This window comes from Alistipes finegoldii DSM 17242 (assembly GCF_000265365.1).
GTDB classification, from domain to species: Bacteria; Bacteroidota; Bacteroidia; order Bacteroidales; family Rikenellaceae; genus Alistipes; species Alistipes finegoldii.
This window is the reverse complement of the sequence record NC_018011.1, coordinates 2,115,515-2,133,521: the sequence shown is the minus strand read 5'-3', so window position 1 is coordinate 2,133,521 and position 18,007 is coordinate 2,115,515. Positions and strand designations below refer to the sequence as shown.

Annotated in this window: 18 protein-coding genes and 1 pseudogene; 3 read left to right on the top strand and 16 right to left on the bottom strand. The window is 47.0% G+C overall.

Translation table 11 applies throughout. The features are described 5' to 3' along the window. Positions 1 to 30: 30 nt before the first annotated feature. The 3 genes from ALFI_RS09285 to ALFI_RS09275 all read left to right on the top strand — a co-directional run bounded on the left by ALFI_RS09285 (position 31) and on the right by ALFI_RS09275 (position 4,621). Complete coding sequence (locus tag ALFI_RS09285) at positions 31 to 747, top strand: hypothetical protein (protein WP_014775620.1); 717 nt, start codon at positions 31 to 33, stop codon at positions 745 to 747. Positions 748 to 754: 7 nt separating this feature from the next. Beyond that, entirely contained in the window at positions 755 to 2,083 is a 1,329-nt protein-coding gene (locus tag ALFI_RS09280; RefSeq protein WP_014775619.1) for a hypothetical protein, read from the top strand. A 135-nt stretch (positions 2,084 to 2,218) separates the two neighbouring features. Next, on the top strand, positions 2,219 to 4,621 hold the full coding sequence (locus ALFI_RS09275; protein ID WP_014775618.1) for a DUF4906 domain-containing protein: 2,403 nt from the start codon (positions 2,219 to 2,221) through the stop codon (positions 4,619 to 4,621). An 89-nt stretch (positions 4,622 to 4,710) separates the two neighbouring features. Here the strand turns inward: ALFI_RS09275 and ALFI_RS09270 are convergent, their stop codons facing one another. The 16 genes and pseudogenes from ALFI_RS09270 to ALFI_RS09190 all read right to left on the bottom strand — a co-directional run bounded on the left by ALFI_RS09270 (position 4,711) and on the right by ALFI_RS09190 (position 17,978). Continuing rightward, positions 4,711 to 5,565 (bottom strand): hypothetical protein, encoded by an 855-nt coding sequence (locus ALFI_RS09270; protein WP_042493502.1) that lies wholly within the window; start codon positions 5,563 to 5,565, stop codon positions 4,711 to 4,713. Between the two features lie 295 nt (positions 5,566 to 5,860). Beyond that, positions 5,861 to 6,355, bottom strand: a pseudogene (locus ALFI_RS17440) (ORF6N domain-containing protein); the annotation flags it as partial. 4 nt (positions 6,356 to 6,359) lie between these two features. Next, positions 6,360 to 6,704, bottom strand: a complete 345-nt coding sequence (locus ALFI_RS09260) for a hypothetical protein (protein ID WP_014775615.1) — start codon at positions 6,702 to 6,704, stop codon at positions 6,360 to 6,362. 425 nt (positions 6,705 to 7,129) lie between these two features. Beyond that, positions 7,130 to 7,612, bottom strand: coding sequence for a DUF6169 family protein (locus ALFI_RS09255; RefSeq protein WP_014775614.1), 483 nt, complete (start codon positions 7,610 to 7,612; stop codon positions 7,130 to 7,132). Then, positions 7,587 to 7,805: a hypothetical protein gene (locus tag ALFI_RS16570; protein ID WP_014775613.1), complete on the bottom strand. Its 219-nt coding sequence runs from the start codon at positions 7,803 to 7,805 to the stop codon at positions 7,587 to 7,589. The genes ALFI_RS09255 and ALFI_RS16570 overlap by 26 nt, the downstream gene beginning before the upstream one ends. 1,066 nt (positions 7,806 to 8,871) lie before the next feature. After that, positions 8,872 to 10,698, bottom strand: a complete 1,827-nt coding sequence (locus tag ALFI_RS09245; protein WP_014775612.1) for a DUF4906 domain-containing protein — start codon at positions 10,696 to 10,698, stop codon at positions 8,872 to 8,874. Positions 10,699 to 10,715: 17 nt separating this feature from the next. Further along, on the bottom strand, positions 10,716 to 10,847 hold the full coding sequence (locus ALFI_RS17615) for a hypothetical protein (protein WP_014775611.1): 132 nt from the start codon (positions 10,845 to 10,847) through the stop codon (positions 10,716 to 10,718). Between the two features lie 41 nt (positions 10,848 to 10,888). Next, positions 10,889 to 11,470 carry an ORF6N domain-containing protein gene (locus tag ALFI_RS09240; RefSeq protein ID WP_014775610.1) on the bottom strand — a complete coding sequence of 194 codons (582 nt, stop codon included), beginning with the start codon at positions 11,468 to 11,470 and terminating at the stop codon, positions 10,889 to 10,891. 11 nt (positions 11,471 to 11,481) lie between these two features. Then, complete coding sequence (locus ALFI_RS09235; RefSeq protein ID WP_014775609.1) at positions 11,482 to 11,694, bottom strand: hypothetical protein; 213 nt, start codon at positions 11,692 to 11,694, stop codon at positions 11,482 to 11,484. A gap of 9 nt (positions 11,695 to 11,703) precedes the next feature. Next, the gene (locus tag ALFI_RS09230) at positions 11,704 to 12,060 is read right to left on the bottom strand and encodes a hypothetical protein (protein WP_014775608.1); all 357 of its coding nucleotides are present in this window, start codon (positions 12,058 to 12,060) and stop codon (positions 11,704 to 11,706) included. A gap of 39 nt (positions 12,061 to 12,099) precedes the next feature. After that, a complete protein-coding gene (locus ALFI_RS09225; protein ID WP_014775607.1) occupies positions 12,100 to 12,426 on the bottom strand; it encodes a hypothetical protein in 327 nt (108 codons plus the stop codon). Between the two features lie 462 nt (positions 12,427 to 12,888). Further along, positions 12,889 to 13,086, bottom strand: coding sequence for a hypothetical protein (locus ALFI_RS09215; protein WP_014775605.1), 198 nt, complete (start codon positions 13,084 to 13,086; stop codon positions 12,889 to 12,891). Positions 13,087 to 13,200: 114 nt separating this feature from the next. Next, positions 13,201 to 13,728 carry a hypothetical protein gene (locus ALFI_RS09210; protein WP_014775604.1) on the bottom strand — a complete coding sequence of 176 codons (528 nt, stop codon included), beginning with the start codon at positions 13,726 to 13,728 and terminating at the stop codon, positions 13,201 to 13,203. Positions 13,729 to 13,739: 11 nt separating this feature from the next. Further along, positions 13,740 to 14,108, bottom strand: coding sequence for a hypothetical protein (locus tag ALFI_RS09205; RefSeq protein WP_014775603.1), 369 nt, complete (start codon positions 14,106 to 14,108; stop codon positions 13,740 to 13,742). Between the two features lie 131 nt (positions 14,109 to 14,239). Beyond that, a complete protein-coding gene (locus ALFI_RS09195; RefSeq protein ID WP_014775601.1) occupies positions 14,240 to 16,648 on the bottom strand; it encodes a TraM recognition domain-containing protein in 2,409 nt (802 codons plus the stop codon). A 178-nt stretch (positions 16,649 to 16,826) separates the two neighbouring features. Beyond that, positions 16,827 to 17,978, bottom strand: a complete 1,152-nt coding sequence (locus tag ALFI_RS09190) for a toprim domain-containing protein (RefSeq protein ID WP_014775600.1) — start codon at positions 17,976 to 17,978, stop codon at positions 16,827 to 16,829. Positions 17,979 to 18,007 lie beyond the last annotated feature (29 nt).

Here is an 18,007-nt window from a genome sequence, read left to right as displayed (position 1 = left end):
AAGAGCTGTGATAATTCAAACGACTACCCTATGAAACTTTTCAGAACGACACTCCTATACCTCTGGGCCATGGCAGCCTTCGGTTGCGGAAAATCCGAATATCGGATCACCGAGCCTCGGCCGACGCTCGAAGTGACGGCCTTGCAGGACGTCTACATCATCAACCAGCCGGCGTATCTCCAGCTCAAGGTCTCGCAGCAGGGGTACGACGGGGAATTTCAGCTCTCGGCCGTACTCAGCGAAGGGGCCTGCGAGCTCTCGATGCAGGGCAGCAACCTCCCGACCGACGGCACATGGACGTCGATGTCCAACACTACGGAGATCCTGACGCTCACGCCGACGCTGGCCGGGCCGCTGCGCATATCCTTCGAGGTCAAAACCAAAGAGGGCGAGCAGTCCGGCCGCAGCTTCGTCAACTTCAACGTTCAGAAGAGTCCCGCACTCGCACTGGAGGTCGAATACCCCGAAACGGCATCCATCACCGAGCGGATCGAAATGACGATGCTCCTCACAAAATCCGGATGGACAGGGGCGATCCCCGTAACCTACACGCAACTGACAGGCAGCGGCACGCTCCAGTACGGGGCCGTAGCCGTCACCCCGGCCGAAGCGTTCTCCGTGCCGGCCAACAGCGAACAGCCGCTCTACTACACTGCCGCCGAGCGGGGCATGCACCGTCTCCAGTTCTCGGCAACGGACGGATATACCACCCAATTCAAGACTCTTGAGATCATCGTAACAAACTGACGACACCATGAGAACGACCCTATTTTACGCATTGGCGCTGTTCGTATCGGCCGGATGCTCCTCGTCGAAATACCAGATCGTCGAGCCGAAGCCGCAACTATCCCTGTCTACCGTCGCAACGGTCTGTGAACTGGGACAGGCCGTAAGTCTTACGCTGGCCGTCTCTCAGGAAGGCGTAGACGGCAACTTCTCCCTCTCAGCGTTCATCCGCGAAGGGAAGGCCACGCTCACACTCGACGGGAGCGACATGGACACATCGGGCCAATGGGTGCAGCTCTCGGCCAAGAATGCACGCCTTGTAATTACCCCAGCCCAAGCGGGAGATCTGCTCGTAAGTTTTCAGGCCAAGTCACCTGATGGCGAAGTCAGTGAACAGCAAGACCTGAAGGTCACGGTAACAGCGCCATCAGAAATCACGGCCGAAGCTGTCTGCGAAGCGAAGATCGTAAACCCCGCGGCCGATGCCCGGATTCCGGTGCAGCTACACATTCAAGGTGTTCCGGGCGCAGATGGGAAATTCATCGTGACACCGGCCGTCAGTCTGGGCAAAGGCAAGATATTCCTGAACGGAAACGCCGTGAACGGCCAGGCTTGTCCCGTAGATGCCGACGTGACGTTCGAGTATGCACCCGAAGAGATCGGCGAGCAGATTCTCGAATTCGAGATCGCGGCAGGGAAGGCGTCGGCAAAAGCACGCGCATACATGGACGTCGTGAAAAACATCGTCGTGACAAGCGTCGTCGAGGGCTGCTTCACCATCGACGGGGCCGGGGAGCACAACATCGAAGGCGAGACGGTAACGCTCAAGCTGGTGAACGACGAATTGTTCAACTTCGAGGTCGAGGGCTGGTACGACACATCCGGACAGCTCCTATCCGACGAGGCGACCTATGCGCTCACACTCGCGCGCGACTGCATCACGCAACTTGAAGTCAGACTCAAGCCCCGGACAGTAAACATAACCCGGCAGGGAATCGCCCGGATAGAATTTCAGTATCTCGTCATGGAAGGCGGACGTCCCGTACCGAAGGTAGCCTACGATTACCGCACGCAGTATTCGGCCGACTACAAGGCTTCCGAGCCGGTGAAGTTCTACTACGAGGAGTACAGGCTCGACACATCGAAGATCCCGCCCGTAGGCCGGAAGTCCGCCGGGATGCCGACGATACCCAAAGGGGCGACGAAATCGACATTCCTCTGGCGCTGCGACGAAAAATTCTCCGTCTCGATACGCCCGGCCGACAACCCGGGCTTCAAGTTCAATTACAACGACAGATCCGTCGAGTCGCAAACGACGAAATACTACCTGCCCTCAGACATAACAATGACCAGATAACCACAGATCGGCGTAGTTCAAAAAACAGAACGGCGCATTCAGTCCATGACAGGGACGTGACTATGGGATTGTGCGGAACGGATACGCAATGCGGGTGAAAGGCCCGCCGTCGATTTACATTTTAACTTTACACTTATGAAATATCTCTTAAACAGCTTTTTATCGTTAATCCTACTCTCGGGATGCCAGCAGTTCGTGGGCGAGATATGTCCCGACGGGAGAACTGTTGTAGTTACATTGGAGTTACAGCCCGAACAGCCGGCGGCAAAGGCCCGGGCAACAGATGAGAACACAATCCAGGACGTGAACCTATATCTCTACGGGAACGGACAGTCATATCATTTTTACGCTACCGGTGCTTCTCACCAAATAGATATAGCTCCCGGCACTTACAGCATTCACGCTGCGGTCAATCAGCACAAGGATCTCGGCGAACTCCCTTATAGCGCCCTCATAAATTACAGGACAGACGCACCCCAGGAAGGAACACTCACCATGTATGGCTACGCATACCAAAAGCTCGACCTGACAACAAAAGTAATTCAGGTAAGCGTCAAGCGTAACGCCGCGAAGATCGCATACAACATAACTGTTGCACCCGACAAAGAGATAGAGATCCTCTCTGTGCAGTTGTGCAGCATGCCCAATAAGGATTATCTCATCTGCGAGGAACAGATGGACTTGACTGATCCATCCTACGGTTTTTATGACAGCGAAGTCCGCACGCTGCCCGAAGGGGCAAAGAGTGCGTCCGGCTTATTCTACATGCTTTCCAACCGACGTGGGGAGAATAGTACGATTAAAGACCAGAAACAGAAAAACGCAGAAAACGCGCCGGAAAACGCATCCTTCTTCCGCATACGCGGACGCAGCGGGGAAAATAAAATCGTGGATTATATAGTCTACCTCGGGGCAAACAACACCTCAGATTTCAACGTTTGGCCCAACGAAGCACACACCTACAACATCACCCTCTCCGGTGACAACGAGACCGACACCCGCATCTCCAGTTATACGCTCGACATCACGGACTGGTGGCCCAGAAAATACAACGTCCCGGACAACGATTACGGAGGACTCGACATCTACGTGACGAACAAGAGCGACTATACGTTCACAGGAACGCTGAAGGTGATGAAAGGCGACGGCGAGAAATTCGCAGCCGGGGATGGCGGCTGGAACTTCGGCCCCGACGTGGAGTTATATATACCCCAAAGAGGCGGCCAGCGTTACGACCTGAGATATGCTCCCTCGTTGGTCAAAAAGGGCGTAAACTCGCAGGTGCAGTACCAGGTCGTCGTAAACGACAATGCAGGCGAAAGTACGAAATTCAACTTCGCCTGTGAATTCGCGAACATGGTACAGGCATATTTTACCACCGGGACAGGCTCGGTGACCGTAAGCGGCGAACTGGCCAAGGCCGCGGGGACGAACTACGTGCTTGCATACTGCTACGAAGACGGCTGCACGTTCACAGCCGTGGACGGCAACGGATACGCTTTCGACGGATGGTATGCAGATCAGGCTTATACGCAACTGCTGTCCGCCTCGGCTTCGTACATGTATGCCCCGACAAAGGCCAAGAGTTCCATATACGCTAAGTTCGCACTGGAGAAACAGCCAAAGGTCGAGATCTCCTGCAACCAGCAGAACAAGAACTCGACCTACATGTACAATAAGAACACCGTAACAATGACCGTAACCGACTATTCCGGGCCCGTCACGATAAAGGCGACTTGTGCGGCCGGAGGGTTGTTCACATCGACGACTTCGTTCTCGAAGACCGTGGTCAGCGGACAGAGCTTCACACTCGACCCGATCGTATTCGTCCCCACGGCGGTCGGAAACATATCGTATACCCTCGACGTTACCACTTCGACGGGAATAAAGATCGGTTCAAAAACCGTAACAAACAACATCGTGGCAACGAAGCTAACGCCTAAGATCAGTATATCCTACGACTCGAATACACGGCAAACGTCCTATAAGCCGGCATACACTTCGACATATGTATACTGGTTCGGGTATAAGACTGTGATTGCACGGGTAGCATTTACTCCGGCGCTCGACTACCCTGCACCCATCGAGTCCGCACAGCTCCTCAAGATTCAGCTATACCCCACCTTTCGGGCATATGAGATAACCGGTGCCGAAGACACCAGCAGCGGACAGTGGGCACCCGTCGAGCGGACGATTAACAGCCCCAGTATTTCCGGGCATGAGTTCGCCCCCATAAACACAACATATGCCGATGCACAAGGTATTTCATACACATTGACCAGCGTGAGCAATATGACCGGGCTCGATGCCAAAAATCCCCTGCTCGCTCCTTACACCGAAGGCGACACGATACTCCTGTTGCCATTTACCGAAAGCGAAGCTATTGCGGCGAAAATGATGGACAGGACGTTTATCAAGTATTTCTTTAATAAACCGACACTATTACCCTCGCAAATATCTGTGTCAAATAGTTATCCAAAGAATGATTTACAAATAGTTACTGATATAAAACTCATCAACATAACAAATAACCTTTAGTAATCAGATCTCGTCAATTTAAACAATGAGCAAAGTCCCCAGAAACTGCAAAGTTTCTGGGGACTTGTGTATTACAGGGGAACAATATATTACTTATTACGAGGCCACAAATAATAATCACTGGCTATGGATGAAATTACCTCCTCATTCGCATCAGTCTTAACCTCGACATCTCGGCAGCGATTATAATTGTCCCTAAAAATGAGTTTGAGTGTAATCTCCCCGGAAACACCTTCCCGTATTACCATGCCATCACCATCAATCCAATTTTGCCAACCATCATCCCACTTGCCGCCACTAATTGAATAGAAGGTATCCTTTGCCATAACAGCATTATTCTTTCCTTGAGAAATCAGGATATTAAACGGCTTAGGATCGGTTTTGCCATTGAGGGAAACAAAAGCCACGTAAAAATCACAACCTCGTTTAAACTTTTCAAGTTCATTTCTAAAAGAAAAGTAATAACCCGCAGCTTCACCAACAACCTCCGGATAGAACCCGCCGTTCGAGGCATCGGATACCTTCAATACCTTGCGGTTCGTGCCGGTCTTGGCCGCACCGTTTTGCGTATAGTTGACCGTGAAGGTAACGGCATGGTTGCCCGGTGTAAGGGGGATATACCAGAACGAAGCCGTAGCGCGGCCGTTCACGAAGCTCGCGTCGATCGGCTCGCCGGCATAGACGTAATCCGTGTCGAACTCCGGATTCTCAACGGGGCTGACAACGCCCAGCGCATCGCCTTCGGTAGCGAAAGTGACCGTAGGGGCTTTGTCGCAGCTTACGCCCAGATCCACGCGGATCGGAGTAGTGCCTTTCACGAAACTCGGGACATGCACATCGAACCCGCCGGCTGAACCGCCGTCGTCGTCCTTATCGCAAGAGGGGAACAACATCACCGTCATGGCAGAGGCAGCCATAAACAGAAATTTTACAAAGGATTTCATAATGTGAGAATTAATATTTATGCAAGTTTTTTGGTTAACAATAATAAAAATAAGGTTTTTTCCTCGTCCGGCAAAATTACTTGTTAAATTTTGACTTATCCCGTGAAATATCTGCCGGAAGGTACTTATCGAGTTTTGCTATGCAGGACTTGGGATAGACCCAGCCCGCAACTCGTTCGCCGTTCCATATCAACCATCCGTTGTAACGGGCGCCGAGCCACTTGAGCAACCTCCGATCCAGTCGGTTGTCGGTGAAAACGACAACGGCCCGCTCAGAATAGTCTACCAGTATGGCTTCATCGGACAGCCGTTCGGGAAGGGGATGCTCCCGGACGGGGCCGAGTTCGCCGGCGATGCGGGTCTGCTCAAGTTCCAGCAGGCGGCGGTCTATCGACTCAAGACGAGCAGCAAGAGTTTCGGGTGACGTAGTCGTGAGGTAAGTACGCATCGCAACAAATGCTTTCACAACAGAAATGCAGACCTGTATTGCGATAGGGGTTCTGAGTACTGATGAAAGCATGACCACCCCTTGTTCGGTAAACACGTAAGGTTTATGTCGTAAGCCTCTGGTAATAGAATTGGATATCACAATTTGTGATTTCCAATTTTCTACTTCAACATCGGTCATCTGAAACATAAATTCTTCCGGAAAACGTTGAGCATTACGCTTTACAGCCTGATTAAGGGCACTTGTTGTTACCCCGTACATTTCCGCCAGATCACGATCCAGCATGACCCGCTGGCCGCGGATCTCGTAGATCTTGTTCTGGATTAGCTGGAGATCATCCATGGCATCACGACTGTTGCCCCAAGGCGTCAACCGGCGCATCAGGGGAAGTAGCAACTGGAACGGACATCGCATGCAAGGCCCGATAGAGTTGCTCGAGCGTAAACAAATGTTCGATCAGTTCCAAATCGTTACCGGTAAGTTCCTCGCGTTGCCGCACGATAAGACGAGTTAACTCAAAGTAAAGCGTCAAAAGGGTTTCGGCAATAGCAAAAGGAGAAGAACAGTCGCCTCCGATTAATTCGATAAGAGGCTGCCAATTGTAATTCTGCTGCCGGAATTTCTCGGCCAAAGCGGCCGGCAATTCGATAGTCACAGGCACGTAGCCCGGACGGATAGGTTTGTTTTGCATGTGGTTTGAACATTAAACCGTTAAACAATAAAAAGGTTTCGCCTGACCCGCTGTTCAACACCACATAGGCTTACCGGGGCATTAACCACTCGGCACGGGGGTACGAAACCTAAATTTACGCGCATAATAAATGCCCGCTATTGGCGGACATCTGCCGCCTATGTGAACGTTGAACATTGCAAATATAAATGTTATAAATAACATTTCAAAGGCGGAAACCTATTTTTTGTGATTAATTCCCCAAATAGACTGGCTACGCTAAAAATGACCGTGACCGACTATTCCGGGCCTGTCACGATAAAGGCGACTTGTGCGGCCGGCGGGAGCTTCACGTCGGCAACATCCTTCTCCAAAACCGTCGTAAGCGGACAGAGCTTCACGCTCGACCCGATTGTATTCGTCCCAGAGTCCTGTGATCGATCTCCTTAATCTTCTTCCGGGATAAATCCGGTTTCTGCCAACTGGTTAAATGCAAAGGTTATTTCCTCCAGATCAGGATTGTCAAGATGGATCAGTAAAGAAGAATAGATGTCGTAATCTTCTGACTGATATTGCTTGTCTACTTTACTTATCGATTTATTGTTCAAGCGCGCATACCACTGTTGAAACAGACGATTACGTCCTTGCTCGTGGTGATCCGTACTGTCGCAAACGATGATAACCGCATTGCGGTCATTGACAAATATCCTTTCTATGATGGAGCAAATGGTATCTGCGATGCGCTCATCGTGTGGAGCATCGTCTACCTTAGTGCGAGGTTCGAAGTTAAAAGTATAGACGTTGGTAAAAGCAGGGCCGTATTCGGCCATAGCAAGGAAATAAGCGACATATACGATTCCTCTTGCTGTGGTGAACTCATAGAATTTGTCTTGCTCCTTATAGTCATAAGGGTGTAACAAATCTGACATGACGTTTTTGGGCGAGTTTCTTCAAATCGCCCCCCTGACGAATACATTTCTGTATCGCCTTTTTATCTTCCAACATCTTTTCCAAGATATTGACAGATTTTTTTGCAGTCGGTTTCATTGTGCGATTTGTTTGATGTTCGGATACTTTGCTTTTGCAAAGATAACGCTTTTTCCTGAATTTATTGTACTTCATCCATTACAATTTCATTTTTTTCAGGTTATATATAAACAAATAACATACCTGTTTGTGTTCTGAAATTGCTATGATAAAGATAAAATCTGAGTGCTATGGAGCTACAACATAAAGCTGCTTATCTCGGTCTTTCTTGTTCGACTCGACCTTCTATACAGAGAACGGATACACCGCCTTCCGGACTATCGGATACCTCCTGTTCTTCGTTAAGATGAAGATATCGCCAGAACTCTGAGGTCGGCGGATATGCCCCGATCATGTCTTGTTGAACTTTGATTCGACCGATATGCGAAGCAAGTCCCATAACATCCATGCACAATGATCTCTTCCTGCCCCGCTGTTCATAGGCCAATGAGGCTTTTGCTAACCATTACAGTTTCGCACGGGTGTATAATACCGCTAATTACAAGAAAGGCGTGGATATAAAAAATCCACCTCTCCGGGGTGGGCATCGTTGCCTCATTGTATCTTTGAACATTGCATATATAAATGTTATAAATAACATTTCAAAGGTAGAAACTTATTTTTTGTGATTAATCACATGAAATAAAAAATTCTTACGTATTGAAATAAAATGAGAAATGCCCCCAAGATACGTCCTGTTTTCAGTCTGTTTGGGAGGCTCATTATCTTTAGTTGCAAAAGAACTTTCTAAAATTTCTACCGCAAATATAAGAGTTTTTGCATACATAAACAGAAAATCGCTATCTTTGTGGTGCCTTTAGGCATTGAAAGCGCCAGTGTTTTAACCGGGCGGTGGTCGCAAGACCATAAAGAACAGTTGTTCTTCATTGGAAGGTTAAAACGAGAACCTCAAAAGTTTTTCGTATGAAACATTACCGAAAAGAGGGGTTGCGCAAAAGGAATGCAAATATTGTAGCGATGTTACAATTACTGATTGCGCTGCTGTCCGTGCTTTTAGATTTGCTGTTCCGATTCGTTTAAGCTTAATTGCTTTTATTAAGCCAGAATTTTGGTCTGCTGGACAGCTACGGGTTGGTCAGAATTTGAAATGGGGGATGGATTAACCATCCCCCTATTTTCAGTCTTTTCTCGACAACTACGCTTACTCTTTTACACAGCGAACTGGCTTTGCTGAGGCACTTCCGGATGACAAGTTCTGATAATATACATCCACATCATTTTCCATGAAAATAAATCTATATATTTTATCATGTCTTGCATTAGCGTTGCCACACCAATAATGGCCAGCATCATTACGATTAATACCACAAGTGTACTGTAAGGTTCCATCGGTCTTACGATTCCCCGAAGTAGGATAAAAATCAGTATTTCCTAATCCCTGTCCATTGTAATAAAAATCGTATCCAAGATTGAAACTGCCTTTGACATTCGGAGTTGTAAAATTTCCAGCATTCCTTTTACAAAAATTATATCCCGAATTACCATTAGCAACACGATACCCTTCCGGGCATGGATCAAAAACTGTTTTTGTTTTATCCCACATATCATAAACCCAATCATTTTGCCAATTATTGCCATATAAGAAAGTCGTGGGGTGTGCTATGGAATAAGCAATAGCTTCAGTACGGGTTCTCCCACCGGCCTGAGCTATGTCCGTTTCCCAATCAATCGCAGGATAGGTTCTAACATAAGAAGCTGTTGTCAGCGAGGCCAGTCGTCCCAACGGATCTTTACGTCCCCACTGGTAATAGAAACCGCAAGCCTTGGCTTTCTGCTCGTCGGAACTTGTTGTAGTCGCAGTATTAACAGCCCCCAACGCCAAAGGCATAACATGAAGGGTTTCTATATAGTTCCCCGTAGATGGATTCGCTATGGGATATGCCAATGTCTTCGTAGCATCAATTTCGGGTTTCCAAATGTGGTACGACCAAAGAATTGTTCCTAAATTATCTTTAATGGCAACCACTGTATTGCCTGTCGGTACGCTCGATACGGTAACTTTATTATTATCGGTGTCTAATGAGACTTCCGGTAGGATCAATTCTTCCCCCCAAAGCGCCGTGACTGAAGCAACTTGCGGGGCGTCGGGAGCCTTCACTCCAGTACGCTCGTATTTGCTGTTTGTGAGATAAGGCGTGATGTCAATTTCACACGAGGTCTGATCCGGGCCGACTAAATAGCAGTTAGCAGAACCGTAGTAGATTCCTTCATAAACCGTAACCCGGTTATCAATTTCATTTTCCCCTTTGATAACAAGGTTCATCGTGTGCTTCGTATTTTTCTTGACATCGAAATTTGAGGTGCTGTTTTCACCTAAATAAACAATGTATTCTAAAATTTTACCATTTTCCCCGTCAGCTAAAATACGCATGTAGGTAGCGCATTCGGGGGCATTTTCGGGTGATTTGTCTTTAGGATCAGTAATACTGTTGACCTCGCCTTGGCAGTTGTCCAGCATATAATAATCACCGGTATATATTTTGTCATTATAGATGTCTACAACAACATCGTCATAATAATAAGTCTTATTTGTAGATGAAGAACCTGTGCCGAACATAACTGTCATTGAAGGAGCATTGCAAAACTGAACTGAACGTAACTTTATCGCTGATGCAACGGCATCATCTACGGCAATGCTGTAGGTAATCTTTGCAGCTATTCGAGTAACTTCTATTGCAGGCAGAGTCATTGCGCCAAGAATCCTGACTTTCATACTTGCCGTCATTGGAATATCGTTCTGCATTTTCTCGATGTAGTATTTTTGTTGTATAAGCAACGAATTCGACATCAAGCCCATATCTTTGTGCATATTGGTAATCACACAAAGGGTGTATTCTCCCGGAAGCACCTGCAACTCAAATGACGGTGCATTTTCAGCATAATAAAAGTGATAGTTTTTTTTGGAACTGTATAAATAAATGTTCACATCGGCAATCGCATTTTCATCTATGGAACGTGTTGCCGTCATATCATCTACAGCAAGCCTTATTTGAACTGCAACCTCCGTCTCCGAGGGGGGGGGAAATTGCCGTCCTTAGAATCATCGCCACAAGCAGCGATGAATTGCATAGCTGCGATTACAGAGGCGGTAAGCATCAGCTTCAGAATCTTTTTCATAATAGTGGATTTACGCAAGTTTTTTATTTGGTTAACAACAATTAATCTTCTTTATTGCCGGTTACAAAGCCAATCGGCTGACGCGACTTCTTGGCTTCCGGTAGTTTCACAGACAAGGCCCCGATTGCCTCGAATACTGTATCAAAATCTCTCCGCACGTCTTCGCTCAAGTCGTTCATGGCCTCCAGGTTCTCCCGGCAGTCGCGTTCGAGGAGCTGAACACGGTTACGCATTTCGGCAAGCTCGGCCTGGATCACCGAGGATTGCATAATATAGTTCCGCATGGCCACAAAAGCTCTCATAATCGACAAATATACATTCACTGCCATAGGGCTCTTCAGGACACCAGATAATGAGGCAACACCTTCTTGAGTAAATGCTGAGGGCAAAACTGAACTGTGTTTTATCGTCGATGGCAACCGGTCACAATTTGTGACCAGTTCACGCCATTCATTTTCTGTCAATTGAAACATAAAATCATCCGGGAAGCGCTCAATATTACGCTTTACGGCTTGCTTGAGGGCTTTGGTCGGTATCTGGTACATGTTCGCCAGATCAAAATCCAACATCACGCGTTGGCCGCGGATCTCGTAGATCTTATTCTGTATAATTTGAATGTCCATATTATTTAGGGTTAGTTTTCAGCATAATTCTTCATATACTCAGGCCGGCCGATGCTCATATACTGGAGATAGAGTTCATGGCAGCGTTTCCACTGTTCTTCAGGAAGCGCATGCGAATACGCTTTGATTTCATCATGGGTAAGCGTGTTCGGCAACTCTATTCCTGTAACAACGAAATAGGCTCGTCGCCCCGCTTCAGTGCGTGTATATTCTCCCTTCGGCATTTATTACAGTTATTTTTTAGGTTCTGGCAGTACGTCATCAGCGATCTCGTCCAAGATCATGGCACATATCGCCTCTTTCTCTTCATGTTTCAAGGCATAGCTGTTCAGTAATGCCTTCAGATACGGGATCACCCGCCGGACAAATTCCGTATCGGCTTCCGGCTTTATCATTATGCGGCCGCCGCCAAACAACCGGCTGAACATCTGGTTGGCTTTCGTATGCCCCATGTAGAACCCGCGGCGCTTCGCCTCCTCAAGCAATGCCGCATCTGCCTTCAGCGTGGAGAATACCTCTTCGACACGTTTGATCTCGGGAAATGGGTAGGCCATCAGGCTCAAACTCAATTTATCTTCAGTCTCCGGCATATTATCATCCGATTGTTGATTCGTGAAGGGAAGAAATTGTCAGTTATTCTCCACCTGTTCGGTCTCGACTTTCCGCAGCCGCCAGGCAACAGCATATCCAGTCTCGATATAGGGATAAACCCAGTTGTGTACATGGTCACCCACGATCTCCCGGATCGTCCCGTCTGAAAAAAGGACATCAACAAGGCCGGTCGTCGGCACTGGCTTCGTTGTCGGCTCCCAGCCGGCCAACAACCGATGCCGTTCATCGGCTCGGGCACGGTCAACGGCCTGGTAAGCCGTAGACGCATCGACCATGTTATCTCCGTTATTCATTTTGACCACATCGTTAGCGATAAGCTGGTATGCTATATCCTTATTTTCCATCTTTTTCAGTAATAGTAAAACGTCCTCTCCCGTTTATCTCACTTCCAAGTCACGTATCTTGATCCCCTGCCGGGATTCTTGGATTTCTTCGGCCGTAACCTCACGATAGCCACGTGCCATGTACTCCAACTTCATTTTGCGATTCAAACTTACAAAATATTGAGTCCCGTTTGAAAACAGTCGATATTTCTCCCTGTTTGCGTTTATCGTTACCAGCGCCATGAACAACCCCGTATCTCCATTACATTCAATTATACCAGGCTCATCCCAGTTTGAGTATACAGTCTGCCCTCTAACGACAATCTGCGACCTGTCATACCGAATGCCGGTATGGTATGCCATATATACGCCCACACACCATACGTATCCCAATTTATGAAGCAGTTCGGCGAGAGCTCGCCACTGTTTCTCTGTTTTGGCATATACGCTACACGCAAAGGTCGGTTTCATTTCTCTTTATATTCACTTTTCAGCCCATTGTTCTTCCTGAATCTGTTCCCAGCCTGCAGCTCGCAAATACTCTCGCATTCGTTCTTCGGGAATAGACTTGCCGGCCAAGAACAGGCGTTTGTCCCGCACAGCCTGCTGTCTGATATAATCGCTGTTTTTATACCAAAGAGGTTGCGTTATCAATAGCGAGAATGCTTCTTTCAGTGTCATAAGATATATCTTTGATACAAAGGTAAAAATATATTTTTACGAAACAAATTTGTTTCGCATTATTTTTCACAAAAAAAACTATATTTACCATTGAGTAGACTATATCAACAACTCCTAAAAATAATACTTCAGGCCGACGCCGATCGAAAGGATGCAGCTCTCAAAGTTAGTCGTGGGGATGTACATAAGCCGCGGATCTGCATAAACTGTGAATCGCTTACCGATTACGACTCCGACAGGAATATTGACCGAAACACCAAACGCAAACCCATTGCTAAAACTCAGCATATCGCCTTTGGATGTTGTTTTATCAGCGAACTCTCCCCCGATCAGACATGACGCCGCGGGGAAGAACCCGAGTCGACCGAACAATATCGGATACTGATATACGACACCAACAAGAACCTGCTGCGCATTGAAATCTGCATCGTCCGTCGTCGAGAGCTGCTCCCGGTTATATACTACCTCACCCCCTACTGCGGATCTGGGTGTAACCTGGTTCACGAACCGGAGGTCTGCCATAACTCCGTAGTTGGTTTTGGACGCACCAAAACTGATTGCACTCTGTCCCTGGTATCCGACTTGCGCCCGGCAAACGCTACTTATTACCAAGCATAAGCATATTGCTACTATTCTTTTCATAAGGCTCGCATTTAAAATGGCAGGTCTTCAACATCATTGCAGAGTTCAGCCGGTGCAGCGGGTACAGGTGCAGTGTCTTTCTTGCGATAAAGAAGTTCCGGCTTCTCGGATACAAAGACTTTGATCTGAGCTTTGGCCACACCTTCTTCTTTCTTACTGACATATGGCTCAACAATCATATTACCCCTGAAGAAGTAACGATCACCGACCCGGTAACGCCCCTTTTCGGAGAGCGCCACATAGCAATTGATCCAGTCGGTCTTGGTTTCAAAATTTCCCTCATCAGTCTTCACGTAAGTTTCCGAACCAACTCGCAGCACCAGCTTATTGGTTTTTTCGTCGATGGCACCGATGATGCCGTCAAATTCCAGTTTTCTCATAATAATATTTTTTTATTTTTGGTTTATTTTTTACTTTCCTAAGCACAAAGAACAAGAGCAGGAAAGTAGTTACATGCAACAGAACCGTCCCGATCCATACCAACAGCTCCATGAGGAAATAACCGATCATTTTAAGGATTGACCAGATTGGTTCCATATTCATCTTCATATTCATCAATCAATAGTTTTACAGAATTCAAGTCCATTGCATGATATTGTTCCCGGGCTTTAAGAATCTGCTGAAGCCCTTCATATGAGGTCGTATATACGTCCCGCAATAGAAGCAGAAATTTCTCCTCGGAAGAAAGAATATCATCTTTCAGTTCAAGTTCCTCCATTCGCCACACAATACGGTAGGCTTCCTCCAGCCAGACGAAGAGGTTAATTCGTTTCTGCGGATTTTGCGGGTCAGCAAGGTAATGCCGCAAACAAAATTCGTCATTCCCTGTTGTCAAATGAGTCAGAATCTTATATGTATCGGCAATCTCATTCAGCCTCAGCAGCACGTCTGAAACCTCGTTATTTATCTTAATCATATTCAACCGCAGTCGGCGCTTAATCTCCTCATCCGACCAATTCCTGACTTTAGGCATCCAGGGGGTTTCATCAGGAAGATATGGCCGGCCTTCACTCTCACATTCACTTTTCGCTTGGCTCTCCAACTCTTCCCGAAGGCGCTGCTCTTTCTCAGGCGTTTCGACGATCACTTTACCATGAAAAACCTTACATTTGATCTCCTTGCCATATTCATCCGCAACGCGCCCGACAAACTCACCTTGCGACAACTCCTCAATCATGCTCTGAGTAATGCGGTCTTCTTTGTGTTCGGCAATCGAAGTTGTCACCTTTCCCTCTTCAGTTATGGACTTACTGATCTTTTTTACGGTCTTCTTACCAAAACTTTCTGCCAGTTCCTTTGCAGTCTTACCTTTGACAGCTCCGACAAAAACATTATTGACCGTATTGACGATCGCATCGGCAATCTTCTGCCCATAGTCGCGTACCATCTGACTGAAATCCTGAAAGCCCAGAAAAACCGCAATCTTATTGGATCTCGCCGTTGCGATTAAATTATCAAGACCATTGATATAGGTTGTCACCACTTCATCGGCAAAAAAAGCTGTCGGATTACGGCCCTTGCGATTGAGCAGATTGGCAATGCGTGTAAGGTATACGGCGTTAGCAAGCCCGAGAACCGCCCCTAACCGTGGATTCGAGCCCAGACATAACAACATTGGAGATTCTTTCGACGAGATCGTATCCAAATCGACAGCGATATCCTGAGATTCCTCATCTTCAGTCATAACATAGGCCAATGATGCGTCTGACATTGACCCCAACCCGATTTGGGCCGAGGCCAACTGTCCCTGAAGTTGCGGCAACGTATTTGTGTCGTATGCCTCTTTGAAAGGCGAAAACAGGGTCTTCATATCGGGATACAGCACGGAGATCAGCTTCAGCACCGGGAACAGGACAGACGGCACCTGAGACAGCATAGTGAGCGTATGGGGCAATGACAAGTAACGTCCCCCGAACAATACCCCCAGTGCATATATTACGATCGCGGTATAGGATTTCGCACTTTCCGTAAAAAACTCGCCTTGTTTTTCGACAAAGTTCTTATTCAGAGCAGTCAGAATCGTAATGGCGAAATTGACCGCTTCGGCCGATGTCGAGATCCCTTTCATCGGATTGCACCGATAGGTATGGTTGATATTTACATATGACAGATACCCGAACCGCAACGGGGAATTTGGGTGTTCCCGTTTATACGCCACGTAATACTGATATACCGCATTGCTTAATGTCGGGTCTTTATAATCATAAACCACTGCCGAAAAATGTTTTGCAATGAGCTGCTTCATTGCAGGATCGAGAAATGAATGACTTTTTCCGGTGCCCGGCATTCCAATAACAAATGACGCCCTATACACCGCAAGTTCGTTGATATATCCGGTGCGGATTTTACCCTGGTACGAGAACTCATACTTCCAATTGACAGAAGTAGGGGTTTCGATCAATTCAGTAGTCTGCTCAAACCCGTCTGCCAACCGTTCGTTCTCGTTAAGAGAACTATCCGGCGCCAGGTAAAACCTCGTAATCCGACCACAATAACTGAGGATGCACACGGCACTGATGAGCGACCCGAGAATATTCAATGACTGTCCGACTGTGGTAAGGGGGATAAGTAAGAAAAAACGACAGCAATGAAATACTGCAACGGAAATGCCTAGTCCTGCGAGCTGCCGCCAGAGAGACGTCGGTTTCTCTCCTTTAGATGGAGACGTCAACGAGAACGCAAAAAGAAACAGCACAACATTCCTGACTTTATAGGAGTCCCCCAGCAACAACTTCATCCCCTCTTTCGAGAAAACATGTTTATCCAGAAACGGAATGTCGATATGAAGGCGTTGCACCAAATCGTAATTGGCATAATACAATTGTGTCAGCAGCAAGAGAAACCCTATGCAAATGGCACCAAGTACGACATACGCATATATTTCATTATCCTCTTCTTCAATTTGAGATAGTGTTGCCATTCATTTTAATTATTTATATTATTTAAATAATCTATATTATTGACAAAACTAACTGTTTTCTCCGATAAAAAAAAGCTGTTGCACAAAAAACCGAACGCTATATAAACATATGATTATTAAAATGTTATTTATAACATTTTTAGTCCAGTTCCGAAACTCCAGCAGTATAGCAGAAGTATTAGGGCAATTTCCCGGCAATCACTCCCCGCTGTTCTGATTTGGTTGTCTCGATCTGCACTCGAGCCATATTTTCAGCAATCCGCAGGGAGATAGACTTCTTGCTGCTCCGTAGATCGTCATTCCAATCTTTTGCCCATGGTATTGACAGGATTATATTCGGCCTCTGCTTCATTACTGCTTGTAGGGCAGCAACTATTTCATCCTTCCCCCATTCCCTCTCTGCGCCATTGACGGTAAGAAGAACTCGCTGCGTTTTACTATTGATGGCATACTCAATATTGGCCGTATGAAGTGCAAGTTTAAAGTTTTCCAACTGTCCGGCTAAATCATTATCGTTTCCGAGGATGATAGGTAATTTAAATTTTTGAGAAAAGCTATGAATCATCTCCCGCTGGGCTTTGGTCGATGTTCCTCCGGTACAGAAGTAAGCATACCGGGCGCCAGGGAAAAGTTGGCTATGCGCGATTGCATCGAGCGGATCTTCCGTAACGAACAGCGCCTTGCTACCCTCGATAGGAGTCATCCAAAGAGAATTACTGCGATCGGTATTTTTCAGGAACCTTTTCTGACACACATTGTCCTTGATATATTTATACTGCGCCCCGACTATATTCCCGTCCATATTTTGCCAATAGAACAACGGTTGCTTAAACCCGCGGTCGCTAACAAGGATACCTATCACGGACTTGAACGGAGCCAGTTGCCCGGGATCAATGTGGCGCTGCTCGAAAAACCGCCGGCATGCCCCGGGAACAGCCGCGAGATCAAGGCGCTCTACCGTATACTTTGAAATATCGAACGGTTGCTTTTCCTGTATCGTAGATGTGTTATTTATAACATCTTTAATTACACCAAGCCCGGCAATCCGTGACAGCTCAGCCTCCACTTTGCAAAAATCTTCTGCGGACAGGTTGGTCGTTTTATTGAGTACCCGCTTCATAATGAAGTGAACGGCGTCCCCATAATCGTCCGACGTACTTTTATTGACATAATGATCGTAGACTCCCCCCTGGTTGCGATATACCAGAAGTGTTTCCGAGCCGTCCGAAAAGACAAGACATGATTTACACGATTTGTCTTTACGCTCCTTGAAGCCATAATCCAATAATGTTGGAAGAAGGTATTTCTTCGCTTCTTTATAATCAATCATGGTTTATTAAATTTTTCAATCAAAAAAAT

Bases quoted from the DNA above. Each gene is read 5' to 3' on its own strand.
- ALFI_RS09225 (WP_014775607.1), bottom strand. From the start codon at position 12,426: ATGGAAAATAAGGATATAGCATACCAGCTTATCGCTAACGATGTGGTC.
- ALFI_RS16570 (WP_014775613.1), bottom strand. From the start codon at position 7,805: ATGAAGTACAATAAATTCAGGAAAAAGCGTTATCTTTGCAAAAGCAAA.
- ALFI_RS09210 (WP_014775604.1), bottom strand. From the start codon at position 13,728: ATGAAAAGAATAGTAGCAATATGCTTATGCTTGGTAATAAGTAGCGTT.
- ALFI_RS09245 (WP_014775612.1), bottom strand. From the start codon at position 10,698: ATGACGGCAACACGTTCCATAGATGAAAATGCGATTGCCGATGTGAAC.
- ALFI_RS09215 (WP_014775605.1), bottom strand. From the start codon at position 13,086: ATGACACTGAAAGAAGCATTCTCGCTATTGATAACGCAACCTCTTTGG.
- ALFI_RS09285 (WP_014775620.1), top strand. From the start codon at position 31: ATGAAACTTTTCAGAACGACACTCCTATACCTCTGGGCCATGGCAGCC.
- ALFI_RS09240 (WP_014775610.1), bottom strand. From the start codon at position 11,470: ATGGACATTCAAATTATACAGAATAAGATCTACGAGATCCGCGGCCAA.
- ALFI_RS09235 (WP_014775609.1), bottom strand. From the start codon at position 11,694: ATGCCGAAGGGAGAATATACACGCACTGAAGCGGGGCGACGAGCCTAT.
- ALFI_RS09270 (WP_042493502.1), bottom strand. From the start codon at position 5,565: ATGAAATCCTTTGTAAAATTTCTGTTTATGGCTGCCTCTGCCATGACG.
- ALFI_RS09205 (WP_014775603.1), bottom strand. From the start codon at position 14,108: ATGAGAAAACTGGAATTTGACGGCATCATCGGTGCCATCGACGAAAAA.
- ALFI_RS09260 (WP_014775615.1), bottom strand. From the start codon at position 6,704: ATGCAAAACAAACCTATCCGTCCGGGCTACGTGCCTGTGACTATCGAA.
- ALFI_RS09190 (WP_014775600.1), bottom strand. From the start codon at position 17,978: ATGATTGATTATAAAGAAGCGAAGAAATACCTTCTTCCAACATTATTG.
- ALFI_RS09230 (WP_014775608.1), bottom strand. From the start codon at position 12,060: ATGCCGGAGACTGAAGATAAATTGAGTTTGAGCCTGATGGCCTACCCA.
- ALFI_RS09280 (WP_014775619.1), top strand. From the start codon at position 755: ATGAGAACGACCCTATTTTACGCATTGGCGCTGTTCGTATCGGCCGGA.
- ALFI_RS09275 (WP_014775618.1), top strand. From the start codon at position 2,219: ATGAAATATCTCTTAAACAGCTTTTTATCGTTAATCCTACTCTCGGGA.
- ALFI_RS09195 (WP_014775601.1), bottom strand. From the start codon at position 16,648: ATGGCAACACTATCTCAAATTGAAGAAGAGGATAATGAAATATATGCG.
- ALFI_RS09255 (WP_014775614.1), bottom strand. From the start codon at position 7,612: ATGTCAGATTTGTTACACCCTTATGACTATAAGGAGCAAGACAAATTC.
- ALFI_RS17615 (WP_014775611.1), bottom strand. From the start codon at position 10,847: ATGAAAAAGATTCTGAAGCTGATGCTTACCGCCTCTGTAATCGCAGCT.